Below are 15782 nucleotides of genomic sequence, written 5' to 3'. Positions count from 1 at the left end.
GCCCTGAGCCTCGCCGTACTCACACCAGGGAGCGCGCGAGGAGGAAGAGCGCCGACGCGGTGCACACCACCAGCACCAGCCGTCGGAAGCCCTCCCGAGGGATCCGGCCGCGCACCTTCAGACCGACCAGGAAGCTCCCCACCAGGATCGGCATGAACCACAGGGTCAACCAGACGGACGCGGCCGGCATCTCGCCGGTGGCCGAGAAGAGCGCGACCGACATCGCCGTGCCCGCGAAGAAGAACATCGACAGCGTCGCCCGCGACTCCTGCGGCGACCTGTGGGCGAACAGGATGGCCATCGGCGGCCCTCCGATGGACGTCGCCGTGCCCGACGTACCGGCCGCGAAGCCCACCAGGAACAACCGTGCGGGAGTGAAGCGCACCTCCACGACCCGGTAGGCGAGCGCGACCGCCACGAGCACCATCACCGCAACGACGATCCCCAGGACCCGGTCGGTGAATACCGTCACCAGCCACACACCCAACACCGTGCCCGGGACCCGGGCCGGCAGCGCCCAGGCGGTGGCCCACCAGTTCACGTGGCGCCACTCGGCGACCAGCACGAACAGGGACATCGGCACCGCGAGCCACAGCAGCAGGGTCGGCATCAGCGAGGGCGCGAGCAGCGCCACCACGGGCGCGCCCAGCAGGCCCAGCCCCAGGCCGGCCACCGACTGCACGAAGGCGCCGAGGGCCACCACGACCGCCAGCGCGATCACCACTCCGAGGGACACACCGGCGATGTCGTTCATGGAATCCTGCTCTCGCGGGTCGACCTGTGCCCACATTCACTCATGCGGGTCGTCCCTGAGGTCCTCTCGGGGTCGGCTCGGGTAGCGCCGGGGTCGCACCCGATATCCCCGCGCGCGTCGGGCCGGAAGTCTTGGCGACATGATCCTCATCGACTCCCTCACCATGAAGTACGGCGGGTTCACCGCCCTCGACGACGTGTCGTTCGCTGCCGAGCCCGGCCGGGTCACCGGCTTCCTCGGCCCCAACGGCGCCGGCAAGTCCACCACCATGCGCATCATGGTCGGCCTCACCAAGCCGACCGCGGGCCACGCCACGATCGCCGGCCAGGAGTACGCCGACCTGCCCAACCCCGGCCGGGAGGTGGGCGTCCTGCTCGACGCCTCGGCGCAGCACGCGGGCCGCACCGGCCGCGAGATCCTCACGATCGCCGCCCAGACCATGGGCGTGCCGCGCAACCGGGTCGACGCGATGCTCGAGCTCGTCAGCCTCACCCCGACGGAGGCGGGCCGACGGGTGCGCAACTACTCGCTCGGCATGCGCCAGCGACTCGGCATCGCCACGGCGCTGATCGGCGACCCGCAGGTGCTCATCCTCGACGAGCCGGCCAACGGGCTCGACCCGGCCGGCATCCGGTGGATGCGCGACCTGCTCCGCGGGTACGCCGACCAGGGCGGCACCGTGCTGCTCAGCTCGCACCTGCTGCACGAGATCGAGGTCATCGCCGACGACCTCATCGTCATCGGCAACGGCCGCATCGTCGCCCAGGGCACCAAGGCCGAGCTGCTCGCGACCGCGGGCACGCTCGTCCGCACGCCCGAGACAGCGACCCTGGCGAAGGCGCTCGTGGTGGCCGGCCTCGTCGCCCACACGTCCGGCCCCGACACCCTGCGGGTCGAGTCCGACCCGGAGGTCGTCGGCCGGATCGCCCTGGAGACCGGCGTACCGCTGGTCGAGCTGCGCGCCGCCGAAGGCGCGGGGCTGGAAGAGATGTTCCTCGAGCTCACCGCCGACACCCAGCGAGAAGGAGTAGCAGCATGACCACCACGGCCATCACCCCGACGGGACGGGCGGTCTCGCGCGAGCCCGGGACCACGACGTACGCCCCAATCCCGTTCGCCCGCGTCGCCGGCGTGGAGCTGCGCAAGATGTTCGACACCCGCTCGGGCTTCTGGCTGCTCATGAGCATCGGCATCCTCGCGGCGCTCGCCAGCGCGGCCGTGGTGCTCTTCGCCCCCGACGACGAGATCGCCTATGGCAACTTCGCCGGGGCGATCGGCATCCCCATGTCGATCCTGCTGCCGGTCATCGCGATCCTGTCCGTCACCGGCGAGTGGAGCCAGCGCTCGGGCCTGACGACGTTCACGCTCGTGCCCAGCCGCGGTCGAGTGATCGCGGCCAAGGCCGTCGTCGCGGTGGCCGTGGGCCTGGTCGGGATGGGGGTCGCACTCGCCGTCGGTGCCCTCGGCAACGTCGTGGGCTCCCAGCTGGCCGGCGTGCCAACGACCTGGGACGTCTCGGTCAGCAGCGTCGCCTTCATCGTGCTGGCACTGGTCCTGGGCCAGCTGATGGGCTTCATGCTCGGCGTGCTGGTCCGCAACTCCCCGGGCGCGATCGTCGGCTACTTCGTCTACTCGTTCATAGTGCCGACCCTCTCCAGCCTGCTCGCCAGCACCCAGGAGTGGTACGACGACGTGTTCCGCTGGGTCGACTTCCAGTACAACCAGGTGAGCCTCTACGACGCCACCAGCCTCAGCGGCGAGGGGTGGGCGCACCTGGCCACCTCGGCCGGCATCTGGCTGATCGTGCCGATGGCCGTCGGTCTGTGGCTGGTCACCCGGTCCGAGGTCAAGTAGCTCACGGCGTACGACCGACGTTCCCCGCCCCCGGCCAGGTGACTGGTCGGGGGCGGGGTGCCGTGTCGGGTGTGTCGGCGCGACGTTTGGTCCCAAACCGCAGGCTTTAAGCCCCCAGACGTGCGGTCTCTGCCCAATCGAGGGGGCCGACCCACTTGGGGCTGTCCACCCGTCGGAGGCTGTCGTTTGGTCCCAAACCGCAGGTTTTCAGCCCCCAGACGTGCGGTTTCTGCCCAATCGAGGGGGCGCCTCGGGGCCTCCGGGCAGCCTGCACCTCCGCCCGACCCTGTCGTTTGGTCCCAAACCGCAGGTTTTCAGCCCCCAGACGTGCGGTTTCTGCCCAATCGACCCAGCACCACGGCGGCCCACACGACCAACGCGCCACCCGACAACAGTCGGGTGGCGCGTTCGAGGTGATGCTGAGGCTCAGGCCTTGCGCAGGTTGCGCAGCACGAACTGCATGATGCCGCCGTTGCGGTAGTAGCTCGCCTCGCCGGGGGTGTCGATGCGGACCACGGCGTCGAACGAGACGTCACCGGCGGTGACCTTCACGGTCTTCGGCGTGCGACCCTCGTTGAGCTCGGTGATGCCGGTGAACGCGAAGGTCTCCTCACCGGTGAGGCCCAGCGACTCGGCGGACTGGCCCTCGGGGTACTGCAGCGGCAGCACACCCATGCCGATCAGGTTCGAGCGGTGGATCCGCTCGTAGGACTCCGCGATGACGGCCTTGACACCCAGCAGCGCGGTGCCCTTGGCCGCCCAGTCGCGCGACGAGCCGGAGCCGTACTCCTTGCCCGCCAGCACGACGAGCGGCGTACCGGCCGCGAGGTAGTGCTCCGAGGCCTCGAAGACCGTCGTCACCTCGCCGTCGGCGGTGAAGTCGCGCGTGACACCGCCCTCGGTGCCGGCCGCCAGCTGGTTGCGCAGCCGGATGTTGGCGAAGGTGCCGCGGATCATCACCTCGTGGTTTCCGCGGCGCGAGCCGTAGGAGTTGAAGTCGCGCTGCTCCACGCCCCGCTCGGCCAGGTAGCGGCCCGCGGGCGAGTCCTTCTTGATCGCGCCGGCCGGGCTGATGTGGTCGGTGGTCACGGAGTCGCCGAGCTTGAGCAGCACCCGCGCACCCTCGATGTCGCTGACCGGCTCCGGCTCGTCGGGCATGCCGTCGAAGTACGGGGGCTTCCGGACGTACGTCGAGTCCTCGTCCCAGGCGAACGTCTTGCCCTCGGGCGTGGGGAGCGAGCGCCACTGCTCGTCACCGGCGAAGACGTCGGCGTAGCTGGAGTCGAACATGTCGGAGTTGATCGCCTGCGCGACCACCTCCTCGATCTCCTTGGCCGTCGGCCAGATGTCCCTCATGTAGACGTCGTTGCCGTCGGTGTCCTGGCCGAGCGGGTCGTTGAACAGGTCGACGTCCATCGAGCCGGCCAAGGCGTAGGCGACGACCAGCGGCGGCGACGCGAGGTAGTTCATCTTGATGTCCGGGTTGATCCGGCCCTCGAAGTTGCGGTTGCCGGACAGCACCGACACGACCGCCAGGTCGTTGTCGTTGACGGCCTGGCTGACCTCGGGGATCAGCGGGCCGGAGTTGCCGATGCAGGTGGTGCAGCCGTAGCCCACGAGGTTGAACCCCAGCTTGTCGAGGTACGGCGTCAGGCCGGACTTCTCGTAGTAGTCGGAGACCACCTTCGAGCCGGGGGCCAGGGTCGTCTTCACCCAGGGCTTGCGCTGCAGCCCCTTCTCCACCGCCTTCTTGGCCAGCAGGGCCGCACCGATCATCACCGACGGGTTGGACGTGTTGGTGCACGACGTGATCGCCGCGATCGTCACCGCACCGTGGTCGATCTCGAACGTGGTGCCGTCGGCCAGCGTGACCAGGGCTGCGTTGCTCGGGCGGCCACCGTCGGCGGGAGCCGCGGAGTCGTACTCCTTGGGAGGCGCCTCGCCGTGCCCGTTGGCCGGCGGGTCGGAGGCCGGGAAGGACTCGGCGACCGACTCGTCGTAGCCGTTCTCCTCACCGGACTCGTCGACGTAGTCGGTCAGCGCCGAGCGGAACGACTGCTTGGCGTCGGTCAGCGCCACCCGGTCCTGGGGCCGCTTCGGGCCGGCCAGCGACGGTACGACGGTCGCCAGGTCGAGCTCGAGCCGCTCGCTGTACCGCGGCTCCGCTGACGGGTCGTGCCACAGGCCCTGCTCCTTGGCATAGGTCTCCACGAGGGCGAGCTGCTCCTCGGGGCGACCGGTGAGGCGGAGGTAGTCGAGGGTCTGCTCGTCGATCGGGAACACCGCGATCGTCGAGCCGAACTCCGGGCTCATGTTGCCGATCGTGGCCCGGTTGGCCAGCGGCAGGACGGAGACACCGGGTCCGTAGAACTCGACGAACTTGCCGACCACGCCGTGCTTGCGCAGCATCTCGGTGATCGTCAGGACCAGGTCGGTGGCGGTGGCGCCCTCCGGCAGGTCGCCGTTGAGCTTGAAGCCGACGACGCGCGGGATCAGCATCGACACGGGCTGGCCGAGCATGGCCGCCTCGGCCTCGATGCCGCCGACGCCCCAGCCGACCACGCCGATGCCGTTGACCATCGTGGTGTGGGAGTCGGTGCCGACGCAGGTGTCGGGGTAGGCGGTGAGCTCACCGTCGATCTCCCGCGTGAAGACGGTGCGCGCGAGGTGCTCGATGTTGACCTGGTGCACGATGCCCGTGCCGGGCGGGACGACCTTGAAGTCGTCGAAGGCGCCCTGGCCCCACCGCAGGAACTGGTAGCGCTCGCGGTTGCGCTCGTACTCGATCTCGACGTTGCGCTCGAAGGCCCCGGGCGTGCCGAAGACGTCGGCGATCACGGAGTGGTCGATGACCAGCTCGGCGGGCGCGAGGGGGTTGATCTTGGTCGGGTCTCCGCCCAGCTCGGCCATCGCCTCTCGCATGGTGGCGAGGTCGACGACGCACGGCACCCCCGTGAAGTCCTGCATGATCACTCGCGCCGGCGTGAACTGGATCTCCTGGCTGGGGTCCGCGTCCGCGTCCCAGCTGGCGATCGCGAGGATGTCGTCGGCGGTGATGTTGGCGCCGTCCTCGGTCCGCAGCAGGTTCTCGAGGAGCACCTTCAGGCTGAACGGCAGGGTGGCCACGTCCACCCCGTCACCGGTGACCGCGTCGAGGCGGAAGACCTGATAGGCCGTGCCGTCCACGTCCAGGGTGCCCTTGGCACCGAAACTGTCCTGACTGGCCATCGTCGTCTCCTCGATCGCTCGGTTGTCGCGCGTGACCATCTTGCCGCCGTGAAGCAACGCTACGGAAGGAAGGCGAGCCTCAGTCGTCTGGCCGCGCATGTGTCTTGACGTCAAGATACATTACTGCGAGCGAGGACCACAGGACGGCCCGTCGTCAGGCCCCCAGAATGTTCCTCCGCGATCCTGTCGTATTCGGCCACCCCCGCTCGTAGACAGGGTGGAAGCACCCACCAGAAACATCTGAGGAGAAACCATGCGCACCTTGATCGTCACCTCGTTCATGTCCCTCGACGGCGTCGTCGAGGCCCCGGGCGGAGAGCCCGGCTACCGCAACTCCGGCTGGACCTTCAAGGACATCGAGTTCGATGCCGCCGCCTACGAGATCAAGGGCCGTGAGCAGCAGGAGACCACGGCCATGCTGCTGGGCCGGAAGAGCTACGAGGCGTTCGCGCCGGTCTGGCCCACCATGGAGGAGTTCGCCGACTACAACGCGATGCCGCGGTACGTCGTGTCGACCTCCCTTGCCGGCGACGACGAGCGGTGGCCCGCCACGGTGCTCCGCTCGCTCGACGAGGTCGCGGCCCTCAAGGAGACCGAGGGCGGCGCGATCGCGGTTCACGGCAGCGCGACCCTGGCCCGGAACCTCGCCGACGCCGGGCTGGTCGACCGCTACCACCTGCTGGTCTTCCCGGTGCTGCTCGGCGCGGGGAAGCGGCTGTTCAGCGACACCGACAAGGACAAGACCATGCTGCGGCTCACCGAGAGCGAGAGCTACGGCAACGGCATCCAGAAGCAGGTGTTCGAGGTCGTCCGCTGACCGGCGGGGCAGGCCCGTCGGGACCCCACCTGGAACGCCGATCCCCACGGGGCCCGGGCGGCGGCGCAACTGCATCCTCTGCGCCGACCGCGAGGATGCGGTCGCCGCGGATCGCTACGCGCGCCCGGATGGATTCGACGCTGCTGTCTGCGGCGCCGGTGAGAGACACGTGCGCCAAGGACTGCGTGTTCGGTCACGCGCTCACGCCTCCTGCACGGGTGGTCGGAGGGTGATGACCTCGCTCAGGTTCTCCTCGATCAGGTTGCGGGAGTACAGCAGCGGAAACGAGCCTCCCTCAGCCCAGACTCCGAAGAGGTCCCGGAAGTGTGGGCTGACGGGGTCCCCAGACTGGCCGGGTGAGTTCATGGCGACCGAGTTGTCCCACTCACCCACATCGACGACGATTCGAAAGCTCGCACCGACGGTCTGCACGAAGTCCGGCGAGTACGTCGTGCAGCCCACGGTGTCGCCGCTTCCGCCTCTAGCGACCGGGCCTACAGAGGTCCATTCCCTGTGGTTGTCGCCCAGAAGCGCAGCCTGAGGATGGCGGAGGAGCGCCTGGTGCAACGATCCCCACCGCCAGGCCTCGCGGTCAGTCCCCAGGAGTTCCTCCACGGCGGTGACGGCCCCGGCGAGGGAGTCGATCATGAGACGGTCGACCACCTTCGGCTCCAGCGCAGCGTCGTGGTCTCCAATGCCGAGCAATCGCAGGTCGATGCGGCAGTCAGCGGCAAGGTCATCCTTGGGGAGGATACGATCCAAGGCCGCCTGCCGACGCTCAGCCGGCACCAGGTTCGTGAGGGCCTGCTCCAGCAGTGCGGGGCGGAGATGCCGGCGATACCAGATCTCGAAGAGGGCTGCAGCAGCAGAGTCCACCTCCAGCCGATAATCCCACTCGGCCAGCAGCTCGACGGCCGCAGCCACATCAACCGGAACTTCGCTGACTGTGCCGAGCCTCTCCACGATGTAGCGCGCGGGGACACTGAGGTAGTCGTTCTGAAGCTGAACGCAGTCGCCGACCGTCCAGTCGTGGCGGGCTGACAACTCTTCGGCGATCCGCTCATAGCGAACTCCGGCGTACCAGTCGTGGGTGATGGTCCGGTCCTGCGGATAGTCCGCGGGCAGGTTCATCTGATTCGCCGTGGCGAACCAGTCGACGTCCGGCGCGTGGTCGGCGGGAAGTTGATCGCCGTCATAGAATCCGGCCCACTCGTATCGCCCGTCACCAGGAACCGGCATCGTCCCGTCCCAGTTGGGACGCACTGGCACCAGGCCCGCCGGCTTCCAACCGATGGTGCCATCAGGCGCCGCGTACACCTGGTTCTCACCTGGGGCACCCCACCGGTTCATCGCGCTGACGAAGGCCTGCGGAGTCGCGGCCCGCATGTAGTCCATGCTGCCCAGATAGGGAGCCATCCCTGGCTGCAGCCAGGCAGCGCGCACGGCGCATGCAGTGTGCCGATCAGGATCTTCGTGAATGACCGGCCCGTGGCGTGTGTAGTGCATCGAGGCTTCCACCGGGTCAGATCCAGCCACCTCGATGGTCTCCCGCACTTCGGTCATCGGGACCCAACGTTCCTCGTACCAGTACTCCCGCGGATTCTCCGGATTGGTCTTGTAGACGTACAGGTCCTCCTGGTCGATCGCAAAGATCGTCAGCCCGAAGGCCACGTGTCCGTTGTGTCCGATCGACACACCCGGCAGTGCTGGCTCGCCCGCACCTATGACGTCGAGGCCGGGAGCCTTCAAGTGGGCGATGTAGCGCAATCCCGGCAGCGAGACGACTCGGTGGGGATCGTCGGCAAGGAGCGGGCGTCCACTGTGGGTACGGGATGAGCCGATCACCCAGTTGTTGCTTCCCTCGGGTTCAGTCCGACGTCTCAGGGCAGCGCTGGGGTCAGACAGGTCCGGCGGCGTGGTCGCCAGTCGGTAGACATGCAACACGTCGTCAGGGATCAGATCGAGGTCCAGCCCCTCCGGCACCTTCAGTTCAACGTATGGCTCTCGCACTCGGCGAAGGTCCTCGACCTCCGGGCCGAAGTCGCGAATGGTGAACGCACGGGCGACCTCCTCCTCGAGGTTGTAGTAGAGGCCATGACTGCGAATGCGAGCGACGTCGCTCGGCTCCCAGAGCGAGGGGTCGTAACCCAACTCCTTGAACTCGACGGGCAGGAACGAGTCGTCCTCGCGTGCCAGCGTCACGAACGCGTTCACGCCCGCGACGAACGCCGATGCGACCTCCTTCGTGTCTGTTCCGTACGCGAGCCACTCCGCTCGCATGTCGCCGCGGTAGAGGAAGAGGCGCGCTGCCCGGTCTCGCTCGATGTGGGACTCGCCGAACACCTCTGAGAGGCGTCCTAGCCCTCTCCTCCTCCAGAGATCGATGTGAAACAGCCGATCTCGGGCGGCGTTGAACCCCTGCGCGAAGAAGGCATCGGTGTCATTGGCGGCGTAGATGTGAGGGACACCCCAGGTGTCGATGAGGATCTCAACCGGATCCGAGAGACCCGGGACGACAATGCTCTTGTTCGTCGGTTGCGACACCGACCTCACCTCTTTCCCTTGGTCGAGCAGCGCGCGCTAAAGCTCACTGGGTCTCGCGCCTACGCAAATAGGCGTCCAGCGCCACGGCGCCGACGATGATCGTGCCCTTCGCGATCAGCTGCCAGTTCTGGTCGACGTTGAGGCTGAAGAAGACATTGGTGAGCGTGGCCAATATCAAGAGCCCGACAACCGACCTCCAAATGGCGCCTTCGCCCCCCAGCAGCGAGGTGCCGCCGATGACAACGACCGCGATCACGTCAAGCGCGATCGTTGATCCCACGTCCGCCTGCCCGACGCCGAGCCTCGAGGCCGAGATCATTCCGGCGAGGCCAGCCAAGAGCCCAGTGATGACGTAGGTGCTCATGACGAGCCAGGCCACGGGCATACCCGAGAGTCTGGCCGCCTCGCGGTTGCCTCCCACAGCGAAGATGCTGCGGCCGTACGTCGTACGGTGCACGAGGAACCAACCCACGACGAACGTCACGACCAGGATCACGACCGGCAACGGAATACCCGCGACCCGCGCGATCCCGAGATTTCGAAATTCGGTCTCCTCGACGATGAATGGCGCGGAGTTCGAGTAGATGAAGGCAAGGCCTGAGATGGCAGACGAGCTGCCCAACGTTGCAACGAAGGGATTGACGTTCAGCAGTGCGACGAGCACGCCGTTGACGAGGCCTGCGGCGAGCCCGGCCCCAAGGCCGGCCAGCGTGCCCACCAGGACGCCCTGCGACAGGCTGACCCCGGCGAAGACCGTTCCGCTCAACGCGAAGGTAGCGCCGACCGATAGGTCGAAACCCCCCGTAAGAAGGATCAAGGTCATACCGACTGCGATGATCCCGACGGCGGAGTTCTGGTTCAGGAGGTCGCGTAGGTTCGCCGGAGCCAGGAATCCTGGGTACAGGATGACGGCAACGACGAGAAGAACGAGCAGGACACCCACCATCCCGTAGCGGAGGAGCAGAGCCTCTGCAAGTCCCATTCGTCCCTGGGCCACTGCCCCACCGTCATCGCTGGCTACGGCGCTGCTTGCAGCGGTATCTGTCTCACGCGACATCTGTCGACCCTGTCTCTCGAAAACCCAGACAAACGATCTGCTCCACCGAGAAGTTGGGATCCTCTCGGTCGATCTCGGCCACGACACGACCTAGAGCGAACACCAATATGCGGTGACTGACCGCCAGCACCTCTTCCAGCTCCGAGGACGTCATCACCACTCCGGCGCCGCCCCGGGCCAGGCGCTTCAACGACGTAAGCACCTCCGCCTTCGCTCCGACGTCGATGCCGCGCGTGGGCTCGTCGATGAGGAAGACCCTCGGTTCACGTCCTGCCCACTTGGCCAGCATCACCTTTTGCTGATTGCCACCGGAAAGGTTCCTGACGGGTGTGCTGGTGCGCTCAGGGTCGAAGCCGAAGAACCTGGCCTGGTTCTTGACCGGCCGTGACTCGCGTTCGCGGTTCAGCAAGAACCGTCCAAGCCCAGAGCTCCTTCGACCGATCCAGTAGTTGTCGACCGCGTCCATACCCAGAACGAGGCCCGACTTACGGTCCTCCGGCACCATGACGATGCCCACGTCGATGGCGTCTGCGGCACGCTTGGGCCAAGGAACCTCCCGACCTTCAAGCCAAAGAGAGCCTGAGGACGACGGTTCCAGACCAGCTACGGCGCGCATGAATGTGGTCCGCCCTGAGCCAACGAGGCCCCAGACGCCGACAATCTCGCCCTCCCGCAAATCCAGACTGACCTCGTGAACGTAGTCACCTACACCGGCATCCTCGACCCGGAGGAGTGACTGAGCGGTCACGTTGTGAAGTTCGTCGTTGACGATCAGGTCTCGACCGATCATGGCTCTGATCAGTTCCTGCTTCGTCCATTCGCCCGCAGCCGCCGTCGATACCAGGCTGCCGTCGCGCATGACGGAGATGGTGTCGCTCAACTCGAGCACCTCATCGAGGTTGTGACTGACGAAGACGACCGTGGTCCCTCCCGCTGCGATCTCCCGCAAGACACGGTGAAGCGTCTCGCGCTCGTGCTCCGCGAGAGCGGCGCTTGGCTCGTCAAGCAGGATCACGCGAGCGTCCGACTGGACGCCTCGCATGATCTCGAGCATCTGTTGGCTGGACACGGAGAGGTTCCGGACCTCAGTGTCAGCCGGGATGTCTACGTCGAACATCCGGCACAGCTCGTCGTATCTACGCCGCATCTCACCGGTCTTGACCACGCCGCGCGTCGACGGCAGTTGCCCGGCAAAGACGTTCTCCATCGCGCTGAGGCTGGGGTACATCGTGAGCTCTTGGTAGATCGTTGCGAGCCCCAAGTTCTTGAGGTCGCGTGGCCGCCCTCCCCTGAGGGGGTGGCCGAACAGCTCGACCACCCCTTCGTCCGGGAGGACACGGCCACTCACGATGCCCATCAGCGTCGACTTGCCGGCACCGTTCTCGCCGACAAGCGCATGGATGGATCCAGACCTGATCTCAAGCGAGGCACTCTTCACCGCGCGTGTGCCGCCGAATGTCTTGGACACGTCGACACATGCGACCGCCACAGTCATCAGTCAGTTCCTCGTCTCGACGCCGGGAATCAGTACTCGGGATCGAACTGGTCGAAGTTGTCCTTACTCACGAACGGCGTGCCGGGCAGCGTGTCCGACTCCGTGAGGTTGATGAACTTCTCGACCTCTTTCCCTGTGACGAAGTCACCGATCGCCTTGACACTGGTATAGCCCTCGAGCTCTGGAAGGAAGATGACCGACTGGGCAAGGTCACCGCGCTTGACCGCGTCGATCGCCCACTTGTCTCCGCCCATGTCGTAGACCCTGACGTCGTTGAGACGGTTGCCGGCCTTGACGGCCTCAACCACACCCTGTGTCATGCCTGAATAGTTGGAGATGATGATGTCCAGATTCTTGTTCGCTTGGAGAATCGTCTGTGCGGCGTCGAAACCCTGAGGGGTCGAGTAGTCCGTCTTCTGGTTGGCGACGATCTCGAACGAGGGATCCTCTTCCATGGTGCCGAGTGCCTCGTTCAAGTTGATGGTGTTAGCGCCGAGGTCTGGGCCGGAGATCACGGCCACCTGACCGCCGTCAGGGTTGTCAGACATGATGCTCTCAATCCACGCCTGGTAGACGTCGAGCGTCTGACCGCCGACGAACGTGACGGTCCCAGGCTCCCAGAGCTCGTCTCCTGCGTTCGTCGCTCGGCCGCAGATCGGCTGATTCATGGTCGACACGAGAACGCCCTGCTTGGGGGCGTCCTGCGTGAGAATGTCGCACAGGAGGTTGCCGTCGTTTGCCTCGACAACGAAGGCGTTGTACTTGCCGCTCGTCAATGCGCTCTGAATTTGGTCGAACTGGACTTGGGCATCGAACTTGCCGTCGAAGACATCCACAGACGCTCCGATTTCGTCCGCTGCCTGCTTAACACCGTCGATGCCAGCTTGAAGGTATGTGTTGTTCGTCGCCGAAGAGAAGAAGGCGATCTTGAGGTCACTCGGCTCGAGCTCGGCGGCAATCTCCTCTGCGCGCGATTGCGAGCCTTCGTCGTTTCCTGAGCGCACCTCCTCAGCAGTGCTGCAGGCTCCGAGGGCAAGCAAAGTCGCCAAGACCACCGCGGTGCTGATCCTATTCAGTTTCATCAAGCGCTTCCTTTTCGTTTGCAGGGGCAGTTTCGGCGACATGAGGACGGTTAGTCGTCTTGCCATGTGTCATAGATGTCGCTCAGAGGCGCGAACCACGTGCCCTCGTGACCAGCCATGTAGTCGATGAGCTTCTCGAACATGATCATGTGATGGGCCCGGCCGATCGTCTGCGGATGAACCGTGAGTGCAAGCACCCCACCGTTCACGTGCTCGTAGGCATAGTCGAAATGGTCCCTCCACCGTTGGAACATGACCTCGGTTGACCCCAGGCCCTCGTTCACGCCGGGGATGTACTCAGCGGCCGGGAAGTCATCGAGGTACCAGGAGACTGGGAACTCAAGAAGGGGGCTGGGATCGCCGAACGCACTGCCTTCCTCCCACCGAACCTCGACGGGCCGCGGGTGGTATGGCTCGAAGTCGCGGCCCATCAAGGAGGAGTCCCATTCGAATCCGAACTCCTCCAGGATTGCGAGGGTGTGCTCGGTGAAGTCCCAAGCCGGCGACCGGTAGCCCCGCGGTCGCTTACCCACGAGGGCTTCATGCTGCTCGAGCTGACGCTCCATGAGGCGTCGCTCCTCGTCGTGGTCAAGCTTCGGGACACCCTCGTGAAAGCACCCGTGAGCGGCGACTTCTTGACCAGCCTCCAGGATCTTGTTGAAGGCGTCCGGAAAAGTCTCCATGGAGTGGGTTGGAGTGCACCAGGTGCCGGTTACCCCATATCGGTCGAACAACGCGAGAAGCCGGGGTACGCCGACCTCTGCTCCGAACTCGCCTCGTGAGAGGTAGCTGGGGCTGGTGAGTCCGAAGGTCCCCATCCAGACCGAATGTGCGTCGAAGTCGGCGCCGATGTTGACTGCCAACTTCTTTCCCTCGGGCAGATGCAGGCTCATTACTTCCTCCCAGTGATGTGGCGCGGCGCGGGGGTCGCTGTCCGGGTCGCCGCTGTCGGGTCACGCTAGGGGCCCACCACCCCCGCTCGCGTCCGCACAATTGCGGACCCCGTGACGCGGCTCACGTAGACTGTGTGGACGGGGTGGGGCTGCTGTGCGCATCCGGCGACGGATCGGCAGAGAGGGATGGGACACCGTGTCGCTACGTGCGATTCCCGAGTCCTTCACGTTCTCCGTTGTCGTCGAGGAATCTGGAACGACGTCGATCCGTGGCGACGACCGACTTGACGGGGCGCTCGTCGACACCCCTGCTCTCCAAGCAGCAATCCGTTGGGCGCGCGGGACTGCCCGGCCCAATGTCAGCTTCTTGTGGCCCGGGCCCGGGCGGAGCGAGGCATACCGAGTCGACGTCCAGTTGGACTTCAAGGTGGGGTCCACAGCGCGCTTCACAGTGAGCCTGGAATCGTTGGACGCGCTTCCGTACGACATGACGCAGCGAGAGCTCGAGGTGCTCACTCTCCTGGTGGCGGGGCTCAAGAACACCGGCATCGCCGATCGCCTGACGATCGGCGTTCGGACAGTCGCCACTCACGTGGACCACATCCTGGTCAAGATGGCCGTCGCCAGTCGCACAGCCGCGGCCACGATCGCACTCGACGAGGGGCTCCTCATCGTCCCGCCGCCGGGCGGCCTGGACGGCTTCGAGCGACTCTCCCTGGGGCAGGCGCTCTCACCCGAATCTCGTCCCGGAGTCCCGAAGAAGCCGAACAGCCGCCGACGGCTTGTGCGACGGCCGCTACGCCTCGGCGCCGCACTGCCCCTACTGGGAGAGACGGCAGATGACGGTTTGGAGATGCTCCGCGGCGCCCAATTGGCGATCGATGAGATCAATGCGCGTGGTGGGGTCAACATGCGACCGATCGAACTGGTGGTGTCGAAGGTCGACCACCTAGATCCTGCCACCATTCGACCAGCGTTCGACGTGCTGGCTGAGGCAGAGGTTGAAGCGGTCACCTCGGGATACCTAGGTCATCAAGACCTCGCCCATGAATGGGCGGCCGAGTACGGCAGGCCCTACCTGAACGCCGCCACTCTTTCCGAGATGGTCAGAAGAGTGGCGGAGGAGCCGAGCTACCGGAGAATCTTCCAGGTATGCCCCGGTGACGTGCACTACGCACCCAGGTTCGTGAAGTACATGACCGAGTTGCGAGACACCGGGGCTGTCCAGTTTCCCTCGAACACGCTCCGCGTACTGACACCAACGTGGCCGCTGATCGATCTCGGGTTGGCGCAAGCGGCAGCGTCGGCAGATCGAGCCGGCTGGGACTTCGCAACCTCGCCCCTGGGGGACAACATCTCGGACTGGACGACAGCGGCCGAAAAGATGAGAACTGACCCTCCTTCAGCCGTCCTGATCGGCGACTACTTCGTCTCCGCGAGCTCGACCTTCGTGCTCCGTTTCCTCCAACCCGATCCGCCGCCGACCCTGCTGTACTCGCTGTACGCCCCCTCCGTGCCGGAGTTCCGCGCCCGGGTCGGGGATTCCGCGGAGGGACTGCTGTGGGCCACGGTCTCCGGCACTTACTCGGACACCCCAGCACAGCTCTTCGCCGAACGTTATAGAGCGGCGTTCGGAGTTGCCCCCGGCAGATCACACGCCGGGATCTCCTACGACCGCGTCAATATCCTTGCAGCCGCGTGGGCTCGCGCCCCGGATCCGCGCGACTTCGAAGCGGTCTCCGAGGAGATTCGTGCGGTCATGCACCGCGGGGTCAACGGGTCTTACTGGCTGGGCCAGCCTGGTCAAGCTGGTCTTTCCTATCCTGATTCGACGATGGATCCCTCCCTCGGCCAAGCGCACCTGATCTATCAGATCCAGCGAGGTCGTCACCGCATCGTCTCGCCGGCCCCCTACACCGAAGGCACCTTCGAGTTGCCAGGATGGATGTGAGGCGGCCAGCTGAGGGGAGTCGTTGACGTGATGCCATCGGGTGACCATGGCCCGAGTTGTCCTGATGCGCCCGACGGAGTGCGCCGTCCCGCCGGTCGCCCGGAGGC

Annotated in this window: 11 protein-coding genes; 4 read left to right on the top strand and 7 right to left on the bottom strand. The window is 66.0% G+C overall.

All coding sequences use genetic code 11. From position 1 onward, the window contains the following. Positions 1-19: 19 nt before the first annotated feature. Positions 20-754 (bottom strand): TSUP family transporter, encoded by a 735-nt coding sequence (locus ACP7BP_RS09620; RefSeq protein ID WP_426244372.1) that lies wholly within the window; start codon positions 752-754, stop codon positions 20-22. Between the two features lie 139 nt (positions 755-893). Here ACP7BP_RS09620 and ACP7BP_RS09615 point away from each other — a divergent pair, with 139 nt between their 5' ends. Next, entirely contained in the window at positions 894-1793 is a 900-nt protein-coding gene (locus ACP7BP_RS09615; protein WP_426244371.1) for an ABC transporter ATP-binding protein, read from the top strand. Beyond that, positions 1790-2608: an ABC transporter permease gene (locus ACP7BP_RS09610; RefSeq protein WP_426244370.1), complete on the top strand. Its 819-nt coding sequence runs from the start codon at positions 1790-1792 to the stop codon at positions 2606-2608. The genes ACP7BP_RS09615 and ACP7BP_RS09610 overlap by 4 nt, the downstream gene beginning before the upstream one ends. Before the next feature lie 426 nt (positions 2609-3034). Here ACP7BP_RS09610 and ACP7BP_RS09605 read toward each other — a convergent pair whose 3' ends face one another. Then, complete coding sequence (locus tag ACP7BP_RS09605) at positions 3035-5836, bottom strand: aconitate hydratase (protein WP_426244369.1); 2802 nt, start codon at positions 5834-5836, stop codon at positions 3035-3037. A gap of 253 nt (positions 5837-6089) precedes the next feature. On the opposite strand from ACP7BP_RS09605, the gene ACP7BP_RS09600 reads away from it, so the two are divergent. Then, entirely contained in the window at positions 6090-6653 is a 564-nt protein-coding gene (locus ACP7BP_RS09600) for a dihydrofolate reductase family protein (protein WP_426244368.1), read from the top strand. Positions 6654-6854: 201 nt separating this feature from the next. Here the strand turns inward: ACP7BP_RS09600 and ACP7BP_RS09595 are convergent, their stop codons facing one another. Genes ACP7BP_RS09595 through ACP7BP_RS09575 form a run of 5 tightly spaced genes read right to left on the bottom strand, consistent with a single transcriptional unit; the run spans position 6855 to position 13724 of the window. Then, a complete protein-coding gene (locus tag ACP7BP_RS09595) occupies positions 6855-9197 on the bottom strand; it encodes a penicillin acylase family protein (protein WP_426244367.1) in 2343 nt (780 codons plus the stop codon). A 43-nt stretch (positions 9198-9240) separates the two neighbouring features. Next, on the bottom strand, positions 9241-10254 hold the full coding sequence (locus ACP7BP_RS09590; protein ID WP_426244366.1) for an ABC transporter permease: 1014 nt from the start codon (positions 10252-10254) through the stop codon (positions 9241-9243). Continuing rightward, positions 10244-11749 (bottom strand): sugar ABC transporter ATP-binding protein, encoded by a 1506-nt coding sequence (locus ACP7BP_RS09585; protein WP_426244365.1) that lies wholly within the window; start codon positions 11747-11749, stop codon positions 10244-10246. Before ACP7BP_RS09585 ends, ACP7BP_RS09590 begins: the two co-directional genes overlap by 11 nt. Before the next feature lie 29 nt (positions 11750-11778). Next, complete coding sequence (locus tag ACP7BP_RS09580) at positions 11779-12831, bottom strand: sugar ABC transporter substrate-binding protein (protein ID WP_426244364.1); 1053 nt, start codon at positions 12829-12831, stop codon at positions 11779-11781. Between the two features lie 50 nt (positions 12832-12881). Then, positions 12882-13724, bottom strand: coding sequence for a polysaccharide deacetylase family protein (locus tag ACP7BP_RS09575; RefSeq protein WP_426244363.1), 843 nt, complete (start codon positions 13722-13724; stop codon positions 12882-12884). A gap of 196 nt (positions 13725-13920) precedes the next feature. Here ACP7BP_RS09575 and ACP7BP_RS09570 point away from each other — a divergent pair, with 196 nt between their 5' ends. After that, positions 13921-15675 carry an ABC transporter substrate-binding protein gene (locus tag ACP7BP_RS09570; protein ID WP_426244362.1) on the top strand — a complete coding sequence of 585 codons (1755 nt, stop codon included), beginning with the start codon at positions 13921-13923 and terminating at the stop codon, positions 15673-15675. Positions 15676-15782 lie beyond the last annotated feature (107 nt).

The organism is Nocardioides sp. LHG3406-4, assembly GCF_049897745.1.
In the GTDB taxonomy this organism is placed as follows: Bacteria; Actinomycetota; Actinomycetes; order Propionibacteriales; family Nocardioidaceae; genus Nocardioides.
The sequence above is the reverse complement of the archived record's forward strand: the minus strand, read 5'-3'. Positions and strand labels throughout refer to the sequence as shown.